Genomic DNA, 19,944 nt, shown 5'->3' with positions numbered 1-19,944 from the left:
AGTCATTGCCACATGTAATATATATAAGACCGGGTTTTCGTGGCATTGGCGTGAAAATAATAGCATCGATATCAGGAGGTATTATTATGGTTTTAGGTCAAGAAAAAGTCTCATTATTGAATTTGCCCACTCCGTTGGAGTTTCTTAAAAATATATCAGAAGAGTTAGGGATCCAGTTATATTTAAAACGTGATGATATGACGGGTCTGGGTATGGGAGGCAATAAGCTTCGGAAGCTGGAGTATATTTTAAAAGAAGCGCAAGATAAAGGCGCGACCATGCTTATTACTGAGGGCGGCGTACAAACAAATCATGGTCGGTTGACAGCTGCTGTGGCTGCTAAGTACAATATGAGGTGTGCGATTGTTGCAATCGGGGATTACCCGGGAGAATTGTCGGCAAACTTACTGTTAGACAGATTAATGGGCGCAGAAGTGATCATAAAAAAGGATGACGGCCGTCCGTCTCTTGAACAGTATAAAGAGTTGGTCAGGGACACAATCAAAAAATATGAGGCACAGGGAGAAACCGTTTATTACATACCCCTTGGCGGTTCTGATGATATCGGTATCCTGGGTTACTATGAATGTGCGGTCGAGCTTACAAAACAGGCAGCCGCCATGGGAATCAGTGATGCACGGGTTATTTCTGCAGCAGGCAGCTTAGGGACCTATATGGGACTGTATTGCGGATTTCATAATGAAGATTCCGGCCTGGCATTAACCGGTGTAGCGATTTCCCCCTTTGATGATTTCAAAGAGCAAAGCATTGTGGAACTGTTTGACAGCACAAAAGAAAAGTATGGAATGAAAATAAGTGCCGGACTAAAAGATTTTGATATTGAAAAGGAGTATGTCCGGGGCGGATACAATCTCCCTTCAAAGGAGGTAAGGGATGCGGTTCGTCTGATGGCAGGAAAAGAAGCCATCCTGCTAGATCCCTGTTACACAGGAAAATGTTTTGCCGCAATTATTGATATGGTTAAGGACGGGAAAATCAAAAAAGGTGAGAAGATAATCATGATCCATACAGGAGGAGCTCCTGGATTATACACAAAGCATCATAGAGTGGAGTTTGAAAAGGAATTAATTGATGGGGTTACAATTCTTGAATAAATTGTGTAACGTTCTCCGTGATAAAAAAGAGTGAGGTGATAACTTCGCTCTTTTTGCAAAGTCTGTAGGTATTATGGTATAATATTTATAATACAATGGTTGCAAAGGGAGGTTGCCATGAAACATAAATTAACGGTGGAGCAGCGTCAGCTACTGTCTCAAAGCCAGATCTCTTCTCTGGAATTGCTTGCATTATGCAATAGTGAGCTGAGTCGGTATATGGAAAATGAATATATGGAAAATCCTCTGCTGGAGCAAACCAATTCTGGAACTGAATCTTATACTCAGGAAGATTATCAAGCGTGGTATCAATTAAATTACAGCAAGCCTTTAAAAAATACAGCAGGGTATTTCGAAGAAGGCAATGAGGGGAGCACTCAGGAGTTTGATACTTCAAACGCGAATAATATTTATACCTATGTTTATGAGCAGCTGGAGTTAGAACGCTATTCGGATATACAATTACGTGTAATTGATTTTTTGATTCAGAGCCTGGATCGTAATGGGTTTATCGATTTGGAGGTTCCTGAGATTGCTCAGTTGACCGGTGTGAATGAGCAGGTAATCGAAAGCTGCTTATTCGATTTAAAAAAGTTGGAACCAAATGGTATTTTTGCAAAGAATCTGGTAGAATGCTTGTTAATTCAGACTGAAATACTAGGACTTGATGATGAAAACCTAAAAAATATTATCTCATATCATTTAACGGACATATCTCAGGGGAAAATAAGCTCAATCACCCGAGCACTCGATATCTCATCTGCACAAGCCAGAAGATATGTTGCTCTGATTAGTACCTTAAATCCAAGGCCGCTGCAGGGGTTTGGAGAGAATGAAAAGCAATATATTATTCCGGATGTTATCGTTTCTATGGGTCCGGAGGGGAAATGGAATATAGAAATCAATGATCATTGGTGCGGAGACTATCAGTTAAACGATTATTATCTCCAGATGATGGCAGAAGTAAAAGAGCAGGAACTTTTTGAATACTTTAAGAATAAGTTGGAGCGGGCGAAATTTCTCATTCATGCGGTTGAACAGAGGCGCAGGACGATTATTCAAATAACAAATGCAGTATTGGAAGAGCAGGATGAATTTTTTCGATATTCCGGAAAACTTAAACCTTGTACCATGACACAAATGTCAGAAAAGCTGTCGGTTAGTACCTCGACCATAAGCCGTGCCGTAAAAGACAAATATCTTCAGTATCCCGCAGGTTGTATTCTGATGAAAAACTTATTTTCTGCGTCAGTTCCCGCAGGTGACGGCAGCTTGATTAATTCGGATGGCGTCAAAGAATTAATACGTGAATTCATAAATGAAGAAAAGAAAGAAAAGCCGTACAGTGATTCGAAGCTTGCAGAATTACTGAGTGAAAAGGGGTGTCGTCTTTCTCGAAGAGTTATTGCCAAATATCGGGAAGAGATGGGGATCTCTGGCAGTTTTGAGCGGAAAATGAAAAACGATATGAATAAAGGAGTCAACTAAAACTTTGATTTTAGTTGACTCCTTTATTGGCCGCAAGGATTATTCAATCATAAAATTTTCAGAACTGAAGTTGGCATAATACCTGCCTGTCTGGGCAGTAAACTTAAGCACACAATAATCAGGATCCGTAACGCCTTTCGGATAATACATGGTATCCCCATCCTGCCAGATCATTTCCTTGCTGGCGGCATCCTCTAATACCTCCATTGTTCCCTTTAACATAACTCCGCGAAAAAACCGTTTGTCACAAAAATAGATACATGCTTTTGGATTGCTGCGAAATTGTTTGACACGCATGGAAGAGGTATTTGTAGTAAAATAAAAGATCTTAATCCCAACCCGTTTTCTCGGCGGCAGCATTGCTTTCGTATTGGGGAATCCGTCCTCATCCAAGGAGCTTATAAATGCAACTCCCTGCCTGTCAATCAAATTGCCAATTGTTTGCCCTGCATCCCTCATCATTTGAAGTTCCTCCTGAGTTTTTATAGGAAAACGATACCACAAAAGAGTCAGGCTGTAAATTACCCACATTTTTGTAGGTATGCTCAGTCTATAAACCCGTTTTCTTTAAAAAAGTCAGTCATATTGTTTTCTTTCATAATGTCAATGCCTATGCTTTGCATGATCGTGATGGCATCCAACAGTTTTTTGCCGCGTTCGGTCAAATAATATTCAACTTTTAGCGGATATCCTTCAAAAGAATGCTTGCCTATCATTCCATAATCCAGCAGCTCTTTCAGATGCTCCAGCAGCATTTTTTGATTGATGCCTTTAATGTCTTTTTCAAGCTTGGTCAAAGACATAACTCCTTTGCCAAGCTGCCATAAAATGATTGGTTTCCACTTGCCTTTCGTAATATCATGTGTCAATTCTAAAGGACAAGTGTATTCGTCACGTATTTTCATGTTCTCACCTGCAAAATATTCCTTTATATGTAATTCCAGCACCTGGTCTGATTTCTACCATTTTCCTTTGCCTCATAAAGCTTTCGGTCAGCATTGATCAGTGCTACTGACAATGGTTACAATTTGTCTCAATCCTTCTCCATGGCTACACCCTTCATAAATATGGCAAATTCCTCACCGCCATACCGGCATACGATCTGATGATCAATGCCGATTTGAGCTTCATCAGATCTAGCTAATACGAATTCCGATTACTCATAATTACAAACATCTTAATTCTTCCAATGATATTTGTCAACGAAGAAGTTCGGATGATAGGTCTATCAAAGAAATAGAGTAATTTTGTATTAAAACTAGCATTATATAAAATAAAATCAGCACGTAACATTTCATATACAGCGGACGTCTATATAATTGTACGTACCATAATCCGGATTATATTAGCTATTAAAAATACAGGATGCCATGTTGCAGCATTATGGAGGCAGGAATGAGGAATAGACAGGACAACAGGGAAATGATTGAAAGACTTTGTGCGGACACCTGGCGGGAGCTGTACAGCTTCATTTATTATAAAGTCCAAAACCGTGAAGAAGCGGAGGATATAACACAGGAAACCTATGTAAAGGCAATTTCTTTTCTGAATAGGAATGATGTTAATATTCTTGAATGTTTAAAATATTTAAAGTTCATAGCAATGAATGTCATTCGTGATCAATGGAGATCGAAAAAGCGGCGTAACAGTATCAATATCGAGGATGTGAATCCAGAGGAGGTAGCCTTGGAGGATTTTGCGGATTCGTTAACGGAAAAGAATAGGCTGGAAGAGGCTATCAACCGTTTGACCCAAGAACAGCAGACAGTTATCGAATTACGAATTGTGAAAGGCTATACGGTGGTAGAAACTGCTAAGCTGATGGAGAAAACGGAAGGGGCTGTTCGCGTTATGCAGCTTCGCGCGGTTAAAGCCCTGGCGAAACTATTGGAAACGGAACAGGGTAAGGAGGAAAGATAAAATGGATGAAAGGAAACTATCTCAATATATTGATCATCTGAATGCCGGAAAGAAACCCGGGGAGCATGAAGAGAAATTGCAGAAGGAGGATGAGCTTCTGCTTGCGGCCATAAGGAAAGCAAGGCTTCTGCGGGAGGTGGAATATCCGGATGATTCGTTCCAACAGCATCTTGTTAATTCTTTGACAGAAAGAAAAACAAAAAGGAATCGGATCAGAAAATATGCAATGATTTGCACTTCTGCTGCCGCAGCTATATTGCTTTTCGTGACAGCATATTATGTTCTTCCCAACCGGGACGCCGGAATCGTATATGCAATGGAAAATGCAATGAAAGAAATCCGGGCCTATCATGGGATACTGGAAGTGAGTGAGACGAATGGTTTGGGAGAAACCATAACCCAGTCAAAGCGAGAAGTATGGGCGGATGAGAAGGGGAATTATTATATCATAGATCTTGAAGGGACTTCGAAAGGTACCATAACCGCAAACAATGGGGAACAGAAGTGGCAGCTTCTGCCTGAGAAAAAAGCCGCTTACCTTTCACCGGCATTTCCGGATGCTTCCCGTTTTACCTTTGAACTTGGCAATGAAATTAAAAGCATCACAAGGGCACAGACAGTTAAAAAAGCCGGGTTGGAGACCCTCAATGGAAGAAAGACTACAAAGCTTCAAATCATTCCAGAGGGAGGGGACCCATATTTCCTATGGGTTGATGAGGAGACAAACCTGCCTCTGCAAAGGGTTTCGGCAATGCAAAATGGCATACAGATGAAAGCAGAATATACCTCCATGGAATTTATTGATGAAATTCCAAAGAACCTTCTTGTTTATGAGATGCCGGACGGCTATGAAGCGGTTGATACGAATATGGAGCAGGAGGTGGCTTCCCTTGAAGAAGCAGAGAGGCTGGCCGGCTTTACACTCAGGCTTCCGGATCAGGCAGCAGAAGGGTATACACTGAATCGGATTGCTGTAGAGAGAGACAGGGCAGCGGTAAAATTATATTACTCAAGCAATGATTCGGCAAATACCATTCTCTTTACCCAGTCAGAAATAACAGGAGAGCTTGCACCTTCTTCCGCTGCAATTCTTGGAACTCTGAATCACAACAAAGCCGAGATCATTACTGCAGAACCGGATAAATCGATCCGCTGGCAGGAGGGCGGTATGGAATACAGTATACTTGGGACTGTACCTCTAGAGAAACTGACCGTTTTCGCGGAGAGTCTGGCGAGTGGAAAGGTTGAGCTGCCGGCAAGCACTGAGACTGTAGGAGAACCAAAAATCAAGGTCGAGGTGGATCAGTTGGCAGAAGAAAATGAACAGAAGAGTGTTGATGCAGGTCATTCCCCTTGGAAACTGGATCCGGCATTTGTGGCCCAGGTATTTGCGAGCCTGCTGCTGTCGCCGGAAGGTATTGTGGGAGATTATCCGATTGCTTATGAGAATATCGAAATTATTTCAAATAACGGAATTGATGCTATTGCAGAAATCAAAGACGAAAAATCGATTGCAAAGTATGTTTATTTAAAGCGCCTGGTCCGTCAGGATGATACCGGAATCTGGACTGTGATTGGGTATGATCCTGCACCTGTATAATCTTTAGTATAATTAAAAATCAAAGGAATACATTTGAAGTATTCAGAGAAAATAGAGAAAAAGATTGCAAAAATTCTACAAAATTGTATAATGAAGGTGAAAAGATATACTTGATCCTAATTTAAATATTATGAGTCTTTTCCAAGGAAGAAGTCTCTGTCCAGGACAGTCAGACAAACTTCCATCATATAATTCGATTGCTTTTATATGCGATCAAAGCGCGGGGAGGTAATATGAAACGATTTAAACGTATATTTGTAGTTGTAATTGATTCTTTAGGAATCGGTGAGATGGATAATGCCGCCGAGTATGGCGACGTGGGCAGCGATACCCTTGGACATATTGATGCCACAGTGGATCATCTGAATCTGCCGAATTTAGAAACTCTTGGTTTAGGAAACTTACGTTCCTTAAAGCATGTAAAACCGGTATCTGAGCCTAAGGCGTATTATGGAAAACTGAATGAAGCCAGCGTGGGAAAAGATACTATGACAGGCCATTGGGAAATGATGGGGCTTTACATTACAAAGCCGTTCCAGACGTTTACGGAAACAGGTTTTCCTAAGGAACTGCTGGATGAACTGGAGAAACGCACCGGACACAAGATTGTCGGAAATAAATCCGCCAGTGGTACGGAAATCATGGATGAACTGGGAGAGCATCAGATTGCTACCGGGGACATGATCGTTTATACTTCTGCGGATTCCGTATTACAAATCTGTGCCAATGAGGAAACCTTTGGCTTACAGGAGCTTTACCGCTGCTGTGAAATAGCAAGGGAACTCACCTTAAGGGATGAATGGAAGGTGGGCCGGGTCATTGCAAGACCTTATGTTGGCATGAAGAAAGGCGAGTTTAAAAGAACTCCAAACCGTCATGATTATGCCTTAAAGCCATTTGGGACCACTGCTCTTAATATATTAAAGGATGCAGGTCTGGATGTGATCAGCGTAGGCAAGATCTTTGATATTTTCGACGGCGAAGGTCTTACAGAAGGCAATAAATCCCAAAGCAGCGTTCATGGCATGGAACAGACCATAGAGATTGCAAAGAAGGATTTTAACGGGCTGTGCTTTGTAAACCTGGTAGATTTTGACGCCCTGTGGGGACATCGCCGGGATCCAATTGGATACGGTGCAGAATTAGAGCGATTTGATGAAAAGCTGGGAGAACTTTTACCGCTTTTAAAAGAGGACGATCTGCTTCTGATTACGGCAGACCATGGCAATGATCCCACCTTTAAGGGAAGCGACCATACAAAAGAAAAGGTGCCTTTCCTGGCCTATTCGGCTTCTTATGCCAACTGCGAAGAATTAAAGGAACAGAATACATTTGCAGTGATCGGGGCAACGGTGTTGGATAATTTCGGTTTGCAAAAAGCTCAGGATATGATTGGAGAGTCAATAGAGGAATTGCTTTAAGATTCTAAAAGCACCGCTTTGTCTATGATGAATTCAAAAATTATCATAGACAAAGTCAGGTGCTTTTTTTGTGCTTTCCTTGGAACGTATCCTTGCTTCGATTTCTTATACAAAATAATCTCCGTAATTCTCTTTTAAATATGCTTCCATTTCAGATTCGCTTTTTCCTCCGATTTCCGATACAAAGCTGGTGGTTAAGAACCGGTGTTTCCGGGTAGAAAAGCCATTAGCCAGAAGGGTTTTCATATCATTGCTGTCTACAAAGAAATTCATACGGAGGACAGGAAGGTTATGGGCATGAAGGATATTAAAAATCCGGGATGAAAAGCAAAGGATATAGTCATAATCTAAGTCTTTCAGCCTGTGGATTTCGTTAATGTTTAAGATCCCCATCCACTGCAGCTCTACATATTCCTTGATCTGTTCCAGAAAAAAGCTGACACGCTCAAAGTTAATGCTGGTCATCACAACGATTTTCTTATACTGGCGGTTTATGGTACGGTTGCGGAGAATGTGTTTTTGCACCAGCAGGGTCAGCGTGGAAAGGTGCTCATCCATGAAAGAAAAATTATAGGAAGCTTTAAAATACACCTCATACTTTCCGACGGTTTCATACAGGTCTGAAAACTGTTCTTTCGTATTTTCTACGGTCTTGTCCACAAACGTACAATGAAAGTGATTCAGGGTGATTTCTCGGTATAAATAGTTGTAAAGCTCATTGATGAATTCTTCCTGGATGGTAAACGGGTTTTTTAGATGACTCACCACCTGCTCGGTAAATTGCTCGGTGGTATACCACAGGCGCTTGTCAAAAGGAAAATCCAGACTGCGGGAAAAGTTCATCATGCTGAAGGCCACATTGTACAGCTTGTTTTTCTTGATGTCATCAACAAAGCGGATGTTTAATGGCGCCAACGGCAGGCGGTAACAAAATTTCATGGTTTCATCAATAGGCCGAATCTCCATGATACAGATAAACAGCAGAAGAAACTTTTTGGAAGGATAGTTTAATGAAAGATTGTATTCGGTTAAAAAGAAGTTCAACTGTTCCACGGCCTGATGAGAGACAGGCTGGAGATCGGCATTGGCCAGATCATAGCATTGTTTTTCCAGGGGTGTATTGGCCCTGCGGGCCGCAATCCGGTTTTCCGGCGTAAACTCTAACAAGGGATGAAGAATGTCGATGACAAGGAACCGGAGCTGCAGTTCATCTCCTTCAATGGTAAGCCCCTTTTTCTTTAAGGTAACAAGATAGAGACCGTGCCCGGCCAGGAGCTGTCTTAAATGGGCGGTATCCTGCTTTTTTGTGGTCAGGGAAAGCCCCCAGTTTTCATATAGAGAAGAAGCATTTACATAACCGCCGAAAAAAATGGTCACGATCATGATACGGATCCGCTCAATGTAAGAACTGGTGTAGTCAGCCATGGTGATCTGCTGAATAAAGTCTACAAATTCCTTGTAAGTTAAGGGGCTTAAGCAAAAGCCCTTTTGTATTTCCACCAAGGGTTTGTGGGAGAAAAGGTTGATCCGCTCAATGGTCCGGCGTATGGATATTTCATCCTTTTGAAACTGCAGGGCAACCTTTGAAAGGGAAATGCGCTGTCTTTTTTGTATATACCGCAGCAGGCTTAAATCATTGTAGCTTAATCCCATGATACATTCCTCCAGTACTGTTATGCTTATAATGGTTTCATTATAAAGTTAAGGGCAACTAAACGCAACAATAAAATGTAAATTTTTTGCCTTGAAGCAACTCATAGAATCTGCCATAATGTACACAGTTTATAAGGCGCCTTAAACACACAATGTCATAACAAAGGAAGGGAAAAAATATGAGCAATAAAAAGTCTAACTGGAAAGACAGCATCCAAACATTTGGGCGGTCGCTCCTTTTGCCAATCGCGCTTCTTGCACCTATTGGTATGGTTATGGGTATTTGCAGTGCGTTAGGGCAGTCTTACATGATAGAGAAATTCCCGTTTTTGGGAAACCAGGTTTTAAAGCTTGTTTTATCCAGCCTACAAACCATTACAAGTATTATATTTAACAATATTCCATTGCTGTTTGCCATGGGCGTTGCTCAGGGAATGGCAAAGAATGAAAAAGGAATTGCTGTCTTTTCTTCAGTCGTCGGCTATTTAACACTGAACGTGGTAATGGGTATTTATCTGAAACAGACGGGAACTCTGGCTGATCCGGAAGTTGCGGCTCAGGTGGGGCAGGGTACGGTTCTTGGTATTCAGACACTTAAGATTGAGGCACTGGGAGGCCTGATCTCAGGTTTGGTGGCTGCCAAAGTGGCGGACCGGTTTTACCGCCTGGAGCTTCCCCTTGCATTTGCCTTTTTTGGAGGGAAGAAATCCATTCCTATCATTACGTTTGCATCAATGATCCCTATCGGACTGATCATTCCGGTGTTCTGGAGTCTGCTGACCAATTTCCTTATCAGCATTTCCTTTATCTTTACAACGCCGTACATAGGAAACGCCATTTATTATGCCTTAAACCGAGCACTGATTCCATTTGGCCTGCATCACGTTCTTTCCTCCATGGTTCGTTTTACCGAGGCCGGTGGCACCTATATGATTAACGGGACCGAATATGTGGGTATCTTAAATGCCACCAATGAAGTTCTGTTTAACTTAGGGCCCAGCAGTGAGTACTGGGGCCAGCTCATGCCTACCCTTACCAGTTATCTGGGAGGCGCACAGATGTTAACTACTTTATTCCGTGTACCGGCTGTAGGACTGGCAATGTACCGAACCTCATACTTAAAGAACAGAAAGATCGCAAAAGGCGTAATCCTTACCTGCTGCCTGACTGCGTTTTTAGGCAACATCACAGAGCCGTTGGAATTCTCATTCCTGTTTATTTCACCGTCTTTGTTTATTCTTTACTGCATCATGAGCGGTATTGGTGCGATTCCTTACCAGATGCTTCATATCTCCATTGGCTATATCCGCGGTACGATTTTTGACTTTGGTATCTTCGGACTTTTGTATGAAAATACACATTGGTTAAACCTTATCCTTCTGGGAATCGGAAACTTCATCGTGTTCTACTTTGTATTCAAATGGTTTATTGTGAAATTCAATTTAGAGACACCAGGACGGGAAGGGTTTGAAATCGAAGAATCTGCAAGCATTCTTCTGAAAGAAAAGAACTGGCCGGCAATTGCGGAAGTTGTAATTAAGGGATTGGGAGGCAAGGACAATATCCTGAGTGTGGAAAACTGTATTTCCCGCCTGCGGGTGGACTTAAAGGATCCAACCAAGGTGGATCAGATGAAAATCAAGGATTCTGGCTGTGCGGGTATCTTCTTCCCGTCAACGGATCACATTCACGTTGTATTTGGACCTCATGTGGAATTTGTCCGTCATGCGGTAGACGATGCTATGAAGAAATAAGAGGTGTACGATGAGAGCTTTCTATGATTCTAAGAGTAAACTGGATGACAGAGGGATTAAAAGACTGTTAAGTGAACCATTCAAATATGAGACCTGGCTGAAGGTGGAGGCTGCTCTGGCTCTTTCCCAGGCAGAGGAAGGCTTCATACCTATAAAAGCTGCTAAGGGCATTGGGGCGGTTCGATTTGAAGATCTGGATCTTGAGGAAATGGATCGGATCAAAGAAAAGGTAGGCCATGGCTTTGTCCCCTTTGTAAAGGTACTGGTGAAGGCATGCAGTGAAGAGAGCGGAAAATATGTCCACTACGGGGTTACAACCCAGAACATCCAGCAGACTTCCCAGCTTTATATCGCAAAACAGGTAAATTCTGTTTTTAAAAGCTTTCTTGCAGATATCCTGGAGAATTTGGGCAGGCTTGCCCATGACCATGCAGATACAGTTATGGCAGGGAGAACTCATGGCAGGCATGCCATACCCATTACTTATGGCTATAAAGTTTCCGTCTGGATCAGCGAGCTGATGAACACTCTGGAACGGTTGGAGGAAAGCGAGAAGCGAGTATTTGTAGCAATGATGGGAGGAGCCGTAGGAGGCTTTAATTCGACTGGTCTTGTGGGCCGGAAAATCCAGAATCGGGTTGCTCATAAACTGGGTATGGGCTCTATGGATGTGCCCAGCCGAAACATGAGTCAGATGAAATTAGAATATTTAATGAATCTGTCTCTTCTATGTAATACGTTTCACAAAATGGCGGAAGAGGTTTATTATACCGGCGTTGAAGAATTCTCTGAGGTCAGCGAATCCTTCACCCCGGGAACCATCGGCAGCTCCACCATGCCGCAGAAGATCAATCCCAAGCTAGCCAAGGGGATTATCGCCAATTCCCAAAAGCTTTACTCCCTTCCTTCTGTCGGGCTTTATTCGGCAGTGAGGATGTTTGAAGGAGACAGCAGCTCCTATATGTTGTTTGATGGTATTATGGAAGAAGGTCTTCAACTGACTACCGAGGTGCTTATAAGAGCCGAGGAATTGAGCCGCACCCTGCGGATTAACAAAGAGCGGATGCTTAAAAACGTAAATCTAAATAAAGGCCTTGATAACAGCGAACTGGTGATGATGAATGTGGCTGAAAGAATCGGCAAGGACAGGGCCCATGAGCTTATGTACGAGAAAGCCATGAAGGTGGAACTGGAAGGAAAGGATTATTATGATGTGCTGACAGAGGATGAAATGCTTACTTCCATGTTTACGGCAGATGAATTAAAAACCATGATCGATCCGGCAAACTACACAGGGCTATGCAGCGTGCTGGCTGAGGAGATGGCCCAGAAGGCTCTGAAAGGAGCAAAAGAGCTGAAAGAAAAATTGGAGTCGGAAAAGAAAATCGGCGATACGGAAACTGCGGCTGGCGAATAAAAGAACAGTATTTATTCAAACAAGGGAATGCGGCGGTGTATTGCGGCATTCCCTTTCATGATTAAGAATGCAAGGAGAGTAACATGAGAAAACAACATGTGATTACAATTTCCGGAGCGGGGAGTGCCCGTGTTCCGGCGCTTGTGGGTACGCTGGTCAACTATAAAGAACGTTTTCCCCTTTCAAAAATTATCTTTTATGATATAGATGAAGAACGCATGGGATTCATGGAGGCTTATAACCGCCTGGTATTAAGATCCTATTATCCGGAGTGTGAAGTGGTATTTACAACGGATGAGGACGAAGCATACAGAAATGTTGACTTTATCTTCTGCCAGATGCGGGTAGGAAAGACTGCGATGCGCTCTCTGGATGAAAAGATTCCCCTGCGTTACGGACTGGTCGGACAGGAGACCTGTGGTCCCGGAGGATTTGCTTACGGAATGCGATCTCTGGGAGCTATGAAGGAGATGGTGGAAAAGGTTCGTTCCTATTCCAAGGATACCTGGATTTTAAACTATACCAATCCTGCCGCTATTGTGGCATTGGGACTTGACAGACTGTTCCCAGATGATAAGCGTATTTTAAACCTGTGCGATCAGCCTTTTTCCTTGATGAAGAGTTACTCCAAAATTCTTGGAGTGCCCCAGGAAAGCCTTCGTGCACGTTACTTTGGACTGAATCATTTCGGGTGGTTTACGGAACTCAAGGACACGGAGGGAAATGACTACTTTGATACGCTGCGGTCTTATCTAAAAGACCATGACTTTAAGCCCTTTAATGCGGAGCAGCGTTCAAAATCATGGCTGGATACCTATGTTAGGGTGAACAAATACATGAAATTAATGGATGAATATATCCCTACCACCTACATGCAGTATTACATGTTTCCAGATGAAATCGTGGCGGAAAGCGACCCGGATTACACCCGTGCCGATGAATCCCGGGATTCCAGGGAGAGGGAAGTGTTTGAACTCTGCGCCGGGGCTGCAGGGAAAGATCATATGGATGGACTGGAAATGCTGACCAACAGCGTGTTTGGGAACCTGATGGTAGAGGTTGCGGAATCCATTGCCTATGACTTAAACAGGGAATTCATTGTGATGGTGAAAAACCAGGGGATCATTGATAACTTTGAACCGGAAGCAATTGTAGAGGTAGCTGGAACCATTGGAAAGGACGGAGCAAAGGGGTATCCCTTTGGACCAATAAAGCCCTATTACAAGGGACTGATGGAAGGACAGTACGCCTATGAACTCCTGACTGTGGAAGCATTTTTAGAAAAAGATTATACAAAGGCATTAATGGCGCTGACATTAAACCGTACGGTTGTGGATCCTTCTAAGGCAAAAGCGGTATTAGATGACCTGATGGAAGCAAATAAAGATTATTGGACATTAAGGTAGGTGGATTATGGTACTTTATTCAAAACATATAATTCTTGAGAATCAGGAATTTGACGGATTTTTAGAGATGGAACATGGGAAAATAAAGGCACTGCATAAGGAGTTTACAGGGCAATATGAGGACTATTCTGATTTTGTCATTCTGCCTGGATTCATTGATATTCATATTCACGGCTGGGCGACAGGCTCTTTCTGGTTTGAGAAAAGCGCGGCCGCAATAAAAGAGATGTGCCGCACCCTTCCTTATGCAGGGGTTACGTCCTATTTGGCAACCTCAGGAGCGGATACCATTCCGGAAATCAAACGCTGCATTGAAGCTGCTGATGATGCTTATGAGGCGGATTATTCTGGGGCTGAGCTGCTGGGAGTTCATCTGGAAGGGCCCTTTATCAATCCTCTTTACCGGGGCATGCAGCGGGAGGACTGCTGCATTCTGCCAAGCCTTACGGTGATGGAAGATCTGTATAACAGCTTCCGGAACAAAGAGCTTTGCCGGTATATGACCATTGCCGTGGAACAGGAGGGGGCAAGAGAGGTGCTGGGATTCTGCAAAGAGAAGGGAATACAGACCTCCATCGGCCACAGCGGAGCCACCTTTTCCCAAATCAAAGAGATAAAGGATGCCGGAGTCGGCGGTTTTACCCATACCTTCAGCGGGATGCGCGGATTTCATCACCGGGAGCTGGGAGTGGCAGGCGCTGCCCTATATTTTGATGACATGATGTGTGAATTTGCCAAGCAGACTGGTATGACGGTGTCTCATGAGGCCTTTGACATCGCTTACCGGATCAAAGGCAGTAAACGCATCATCATGACCACGGATTGCAGCGGCCTTGCACAGACCCGGACGGAATTTGACCATTATGTCAGGAAAATGAAATTTATAAAGGAGGGAGATAAGGTACGGATTGAACACTATGACGGCAGGGAGGAATGGATGGATCCCAAGGATTATCAGGCAGTCAGAGAACTGGAGTTAAGTTACATCGGCTCTATTCAGAACATGGCCAGACATACCTCTGTGGATTGGTTGGATATCATGAGGATGACCAGCTTAAATCCTGCCCGGTATATCCATGCAGAAGACAGGAAGGGCAGCATAGCACCCGGCAAGGATGCGGACCTTACAATCGTGGATTCAGATTTGAATCTGGTCAGCGTATTCTGCCGTGGAAAGGAGATACGGGAAAGAGATGAAATGTGCGGTAAGTGACTTTGACAGGACCTTGTATATTGACGGCTGTATCAGTGCCAATAACTTGAATGCGATTGGTGCGTGGCAGGCAGCAGGAAACCGGTTTATCATTGCCACAGGACGCAATGAATCTTCTGTCCGTGTGTTTTTGGAGAAATATTCTATAAAGCCCGATGCCCTTATACTCAACAATGGCGCTATCTTATTAGATGGAACAGGAAAAGAACTCTTTTGCAGAACCATTGATGATCATACGGCCAGAGAAGTGCTTTGGTACCTCCATGGTCTTGGAGAAGAAGGAAGCGGCGTATCCATGCGAGGCGGAAAGGTAAATGTGCTCTCAAGCTCCGGAGCTACCACCCAAAAAACCTGTGACGGGCAGATTTCCATAGACCAGATCCATTGTCTGAAAGAGATTGTTCAGATTCACAGGCGCAGGAAAGACGTTCCGTGGATCCGAGAATTGTGTGCCCGGCTGAACGACCGATTCCCCAAGATATCCGCTTACGCAAATGTTTGGAATGGGGATATTGTGGCAAAGGGCGTAAACAAATCGGCTGCTGTGGAATGGATCGCCAGGCATTGGGGTGGAATCGATGAAATCAGGGTAATTGGAGACAGTGCCAATGACTTGCAGATGATTAAGGATTATAACGGTGCAACACTGCGGAACGGAGATTCGGATGTTCGGGCTGCTGCCTCAATGATTGTGGAAGATGTGGCAGAATATTTATCCATGCCTTAAAGAAGACTTTCATATAGAATAGGGAAAGGGGGAAACAGTACCCTGCCGGTTAGAAACAGCTTTTTGCTGGATCTGCTTGCAGGCTGCTGTTTCCTCCTTTTTTGCCGTATCATCGACTATGAAAGAATAGAGTTTGGTAAAAGAAAAAAGCTAATGCATAACTTTAAACATAAGTAAAACAGCGATAAGCTTGATTGCAAATAATTTTTATTAATTTAATACTACTTTAGTTGGAAGAAAATGGGTCGATATATATAATAATGAAAAACACATCCTAAATAGGACATAAAACAACATAAAACACAATGAAATACAGTATAAAACAAAATAAATAAATAAAATCAAATAAAAATATTGCAAAACCGGATACAATATGCTACAATTTCTACAGGAAGGACAGGTTGGGTGTGTCCGGAATAGAAAACTATATTTTATATTTTTAAAGGAGGTTTACTTTATGAAAAAGAGGTTAGCAATGGTGCTTGCAGCGGCAATGGTATTGTCAACAACTGCATGCGGCAGCAGCGGCACAGCCGCAACAGCTGCACCGGCATCCACAGAAGCAAAAACGGAAGCAGCTAAGACTGAGGCAACTACAGCGGAGAAGGTTGAAAACGCCCAGTCCACAGGCTCTCTGGCAGGAAAGAAGATCGCAGTTGTGCGAAACCTGGCAGCAGGAGACCATACCCAGCAGTTTTTAGACGGCTGTGTATCAGAGGGCAAGAAGTTTGGTTGGACCGTAGACACTTTTGTAACGGACGGCGATGATGCAAAAGCTCAGGAGACGGTTGCTCAGGTCATTGCAAAGGATTATCAGGGAATTATCGTATCTCACGGACAGCTGTCCTATTCCTATGATATGTTAAAACCTGCCAGAGACAAAGGCATGGAGGTTGTCACCTTTGATACTATGCCATTTAAGGGTGGCGATGCAAGCGGCGAGCTTCTTTCCGGAGTAACTTCTACCGCTCAGAACGATCAGGCACTGGCCGAACTTTCCCTTGGCTACATGATGAAAGAGTTTGAAGCAAAGGGCGGAAAGTACCCGATGAAAGTTTTAAAGACCTTCATGGGCCCTGGAATCCCTCCGTTAGACAGACGTAACGAAATCTATACCAAGTTAGAAGCAGAGGGAAAGATCCAGACTCTGGAAGTAATCGCACCATCTGATTCAGCTAATGCCCGCGGCGATATGACCAATAAGACAGCTGCTATTCTTCCAAAATATCCGGAAGGTTCTGTAGATGCCATCTGGGGATGCTACGATGAGCTGGCTAAGGGTGTGTTACAGGCATTAAACGATGCAGGACGTACCGATATCCCGATGTACACCATTGACGTATCAAACGATGACATTCAGTTAATGGTAAAGAATCCTGATGTGTGGAAATCTACCGCAGCCGTTGATCCGAAACTGATCGGTATTGTAGATGCCCGTCTTTTAGCTCTTAAATTTATGGGAGAAGAAACACCGGATTACTTTAATTTAAATGCATGCAACATCGAAACAACCCAGCTCAATGCTCAGACAACCATGAGTGATTTGAGCAGCATCATTGATGGATGGGGCGATGCCGAAGATCCTAAGGGCGCTTTGTATACTGATGAGATCAAGAACAAATATGTAAATTAAAGAAACGCTCTGTATTCATTACATAATAAGGAAGAGATGCCATGACCGAAGTAAAACTTGAAATGAAAGATATATCCATCGAATTTCCTGGAGTTAAGGCTTTGGATGGAGTTGATTTTGGTCTGAAAAGTGGTACGATTCATGCGCTTGTGGGTGCCAATGGCGCAGGTAAGTCCACCTTAATGAAAGTGCTTGCCGGTGTCAATACGCATTATACAGGACAAATTTACGTTGGAGGGGAACCGGTGGAAATCCGGTGCCCCAAAGACGCTAAAAATCTTGGGATAGAAATCGTATTTCAGGAAGTTGACACCGCGCTGATTCCCTATCTGTCCGTGGCTGAGAATGTAATGTTCAACACGCTGGTCAATAAAATGGGGCGGAAGCAAATCGTGCACTGGAAAGAAATCAGGCAGGCAGCAGAAACAGTATTAAAGAAATTAAATGTAGATGTGGATATTAATAAACAGGTATCAAGCCTTACACTGGCACAAAAGCAGATGATTCTCATTGCCAGATGCGTGGCGGAAAAGTGCCGGTTCCTGATTTTAGATGAGCCGACAGCCCCTCTTTCCAATTCTGAGACATTGGAATTGTTCCGGGTGGTGCGTGAACTGGCGAAAGAGAACGTGGGAGTCGTGTTTATTTCCCACCGTTTAAGTGAGCTTTATGAAATTTGTGAAAATATTACCATTATGAGAGACGGCAAACTGGTGACTGAACTGCCGCTTTCTAGGGAACTGGAAGTGAATACTCTTGTCGAATATATGTTAGGCCGCAGCTATGAGGATAATTACATCAAGAAAAAGTGCGAGATCGGCGGGCCATTGCTTGAGATAGAAAACCTTTCGGAAAAGGAAGGGAAAGTAAAAGATATCAACATGACCGTCTGCAAAGGGGAAATTATCGGAGTGGCAGGACTGGTTGGCGCAGGTAAAACAGAGCTTTGCAAGACGTTGTTTTCTGCTTACCAGCAGTCAGGCGGTACCATGAAGCTTAACGGAAAAGTGATTAAGGCAAAAGGGCCGACCCAGGCTGTGAAACATGGGCTTGCACTGGTGCCGGAGGAACGGAGAAGAGAAGGCGTTCTGATTACGGACCCGGTTGTATCCAATATTTCCGTTGCTGCCATGGAAAAATATACGAACCGGCTTTCTGTGGTAAACAAAAAGCGGGAAAAAGAGGACGCCAGAAATATGATACGGGGCCTTGGAATCAAGACTCCGTCAGAGAATCAGGTCGTAGCCCTGCTGTCCGGCGGAAACCAGCAAAAGGTTGTCGTGGGAAAATGGCTGAACAAGGATTCGGAGGTTTATATTTTTGATGAACCCACCAAAGGAATCGATGTGGGGGCCAAGCAGGATATGTATGAGCTGATCGAAGGGCTGGCGGCCAAAGGAAAAGGCGTTATTTATGCCACCTGCGAATTCCAGGAAATATTAAGTATCTGCGATCGCATCTATGTGATGTATGACGGAGAAATCATTAAAGAATTAAATGCAGCAGATACGAACGAAAAAGAACTGCTTTACTATTCGACAGGAGGTAAATGATATGTCTGGGGCAGAGAAGGTAAAAAAGAAATTGAACGTTGGGGATTTTGTGACAAAATGGGGTACCATCGCAACGATGCTTATCATGTTCATCCTGTTTACGTTTGGGAACTGGAGTAAGGATACGGGAGCGAGCATGTTTCTGACCCAGTCTAATATGATCACGATCCTTCGTGCGGTATCCATTACCACCATTATCGCAATTGGTCTTACGTTTGCCCTGGCGGTAAACGGCATGGATCTTTCCATTGGAGCTACGGCTCAGTTTGCCAATGTTTTTGTTATGACGTGCTTTGTATGGCACAATATCAATATAGGTGTTTCCATCATACTTACGGTGCTCGTTTGCTTAAGCGTTGCGGTCATCAACAGCATTTTGATCGTTAAATTCAGGATACCGGATATGGTTGCGGCACTTTCCGTAATGTTCATGTATCAGGGAGTTTCCATGACCTACTCCAAGGGCGGCGCGATCACCGAGCGCATGACCCGCGCCGATGGGACCCAGGCTCCCGGTCTTGTTCCTGAAGCCTTCCGGGCATTGGGAAAGGAACCATGGCTGATCATCATCATGATCTGTGTGGTGCTGTTCGCATACTTTTTCTTGAATTATACCAAACACGGCAGATACATGTATGCGGTGGGCGGAAATCCTGAGGCAGCCCAGCTTTCCGGAATTCCGGTGGCAAAGTATAAGATCCTTGCATACTTTCTTTCAGCTACTTTTGCGTCAATCGGCGGAATCTGTCTGGCGGCCCGTGTGGGAACGGCGCAGATTTCAGCAGGTGATGCGTACTTAATGCCATCTGTATGTGCGGCTTATATCGGATTTTCTGTATTGGGAGCCGGAAAAGCCAATGCTTTTGGTACCTTTGCGGGAGCGGTTCTTGTGGGTATGCTGGAAAATGGTCTTATCATGATGTCCGTGCCTTATTATGCCATGAACATTATAAAGGGAGCAGTCCTTGCCATTGCCCTTGCCATGACCTATGCAAGCGGCAAGACAAAAAATGTAAACTAAAAACGTTATATTGATCAGGGGAA

At 43.6% G+C, this 19,944-nt stretch carries 16 protein-coding genes; 13 read left to right on the top strand and 3 right to left on the bottom strand.

The window, feature by feature from the left end:
* Positions 1–86: 86 nt before the first annotated feature.
* Both ACHZES_RS04130 and rpoN read left to right on the top strand, forming a co-directional pair.
* On the top strand, positions 87–1,115 hold the full coding sequence (locus ACHZES_RS04130) for a 1-aminocyclopropane-1-carboxylate deaminase/D-cysteine desulfhydrase (RefSeq protein WP_154524256.1): 1,029 nt from the start codon (positions 87–89) through the stop codon (positions 1,113–1,115).
* Positions 1,116–1,232: 117 nt separating this feature from the next.
* Positions 1,233–2,603: an RNA polymerase factor sigma-54 gene (gene rpoN / locus ACHZES_RS04125; RefSeq protein ID WP_395547808.1), complete on the top strand. Its 1,371-nt coding sequence runs from the start codon at positions 1,233–1,235 to the stop codon at positions 2,601–2,603.
* Positions 2,604–2,642: 39 nt separating this feature from the next.
* On the opposite strand, the gene ACHZES_RS04120 is transcribed toward rpoN, so the two are convergent.
* Positions 2,643–3,062 (bottom strand): pyridoxamine 5'-phosphate oxidase family protein, encoded by a 420-nt coding sequence (locus ACHZES_RS04120; protein WP_154524587.1) that lies wholly within the window; start codon positions 3,060–3,062, stop codon positions 2,643–2,645.
* An 86-nt stretch (positions 3,063–3,148) separates the two neighbouring features.
* Positions 3,149–3,508 (bottom strand): winged helix-turn-helix transcriptional regulator, encoded by a 360-nt coding sequence (locus tag ACHZES_RS04115; RefSeq protein ID WP_395547809.1) that lies wholly within the window; start codon positions 3,506–3,508, stop codon positions 3,149–3,151.
* Between the two features lie 490 nt (positions 3,509–3,998).
* On the opposite strand from ACHZES_RS04115, the gene ACHZES_RS04110 reads away from it, so the two are divergent.
* The 3 genes from ACHZES_RS04110 to ACHZES_RS04100 all read left to right on the top strand — a co-directional run bounded on the left by ACHZES_RS04110 (position 3,999) and on the right by ACHZES_RS04100 (position 7,544).
* On the top strand, positions 3,999–4,523 hold the full coding sequence (locus ACHZES_RS04110; protein ID WP_395547810.1) for an RNA polymerase sigma factor: 525 nt from the start codon (positions 3,999–4,001) through the stop codon (positions 4,521–4,523).
* A gap of 1 nt (position 4,524) precedes the next feature.
* Positions 4,525–6,123, top strand: coding sequence for an outer membrane lipoprotein carrier protein LolA (locus tag ACHZES_RS04105; protein ID WP_395547812.1), 1,599 nt, complete (start codon positions 4,525–4,527; stop codon positions 6,121–6,123).
* A 233-nt stretch (positions 6,124–6,356) separates the two neighbouring features.
* Positions 6,357–7,544 carry a phosphopentomutase gene (locus ACHZES_RS04100; RefSeq protein WP_089995790.1) on the top strand — a complete coding sequence of 396 codons (1,188 nt, stop codon included), beginning with the start codon at positions 6,357–6,359 and terminating at the stop codon, positions 7,542–7,544.
* A gap of 105 nt (positions 7,545–7,649) precedes the next feature.
* Here ACHZES_RS04100 and ACHZES_RS04095 read toward each other — a convergent pair whose 3' ends face one another.
* Positions 7,650–9,197: a helix-turn-helix domain-containing protein gene (locus ACHZES_RS04095; protein ID WP_395547814.1), complete on the bottom strand. Its 1,548-nt coding sequence runs from the start codon at positions 9,195–9,197 to the stop codon at positions 7,650–7,652.
* Between the two features lie 179 nt (positions 9,198–9,376).
* On the opposite strand from ACHZES_RS04095, the gene ACHZES_RS04090 reads away from it, so the two are divergent.
* The 8 genes from ACHZES_RS04090 (at position 9,377) to ACHZES_RS04055 (ending at position 19,921) form a co-directional block, all read left to right on the top strand.
* Positions 9,377–10,951, top strand: coding sequence for a PTS transporter subunit EIIC (locus ACHZES_RS04090; protein WP_038281610.1), 1,575 nt, complete (start codon positions 9,377–9,379; stop codon positions 10,949–10,951).
* 10 nt (positions 10,952–10,961) lie between these two features.
* Positions 10,962–12,368, top strand: a complete 1,407-nt coding sequence (locus ACHZES_RS04085; RefSeq protein ID WP_395547815.1) for an adenylosuccinate lyase family protein — start codon at positions 10,962–10,964, stop codon at positions 12,366–12,368.
* A gap of 83 nt (positions 12,369–12,451) precedes the next feature.
* A complete protein-coding gene (locus tag ACHZES_RS04080; RefSeq protein ID WP_395547816.1) occupies positions 12,452–13,774 on the top strand; it encodes a 6-phospho-alpha-glucosidase in 1,323 nt (440 codons plus the stop codon).
* 7 nt (positions 13,775–13,781) lie between these two features.
* Positions 13,782–14,987: an N-acetylglucosamine-6-phosphate deacetylase gene (locus tag ACHZES_RS04075; protein ID WP_395547817.1), complete on the top strand. Its 1,206-nt coding sequence runs from the start codon at positions 13,782–13,784 to the stop codon at positions 14,985–14,987.
* Positions 14,968–15,714 carry an HAD family hydrolase gene (locus ACHZES_RS04070; RefSeq protein WP_154524229.1) on the top strand — a complete coding sequence of 249 codons (747 nt, stop codon included), beginning with the start codon at positions 14,968–14,970 and terminating at the stop codon, positions 15,712–15,714. Before ACHZES_RS04075 ends, ACHZES_RS04070 begins: the two co-directional genes overlap by 20 nt.
* A gap of 457 nt (positions 15,715–16,171) precedes the next feature.
* A complete protein-coding gene (locus ACHZES_RS04065) occupies positions 16,172–17,347 on the top strand; it encodes a sugar ABC transporter substrate-binding protein (RefSeq protein WP_038281619.1) in 1,176 nt (391 codons plus the stop codon).
* A 41-nt stretch (positions 17,348–17,388) separates the two neighbouring features.
* Positions 17,389–18,900 carry a sugar ABC transporter ATP-binding protein gene (locus tag ACHZES_RS04060; protein WP_395547818.1) on the top strand — a complete coding sequence of 504 codons (1,512 nt, stop codon included), beginning with the start codon at positions 17,389–17,391 and terminating at the stop codon, positions 18,898–18,900.
* Between the two features lies 1 nt (position 18,901).
* Entirely contained in the window at positions 18,902–19,921 is a 1,020-nt protein-coding gene (locus ACHZES_RS04055) for an ABC transporter permease (protein ID WP_395547819.1), read from the top strand.
* The last annotated feature ends 23 nt before the right edge of the window (positions 19,922–19,944 follow it).

The organism is Lacrimispora sanguinis (genome assembly GCF_044987295.1).
Classification (GTDB): Bacteria; Bacillota; Clostridia; order Lachnospirales; family Lachnospiraceae; genus Lacrimispora; species Lacrimispora celerecrescens_B.
Note: the sequence above shows the minus strand (reverse complement) of the source record. Positions and strands in the feature narration are given on the sequence as shown.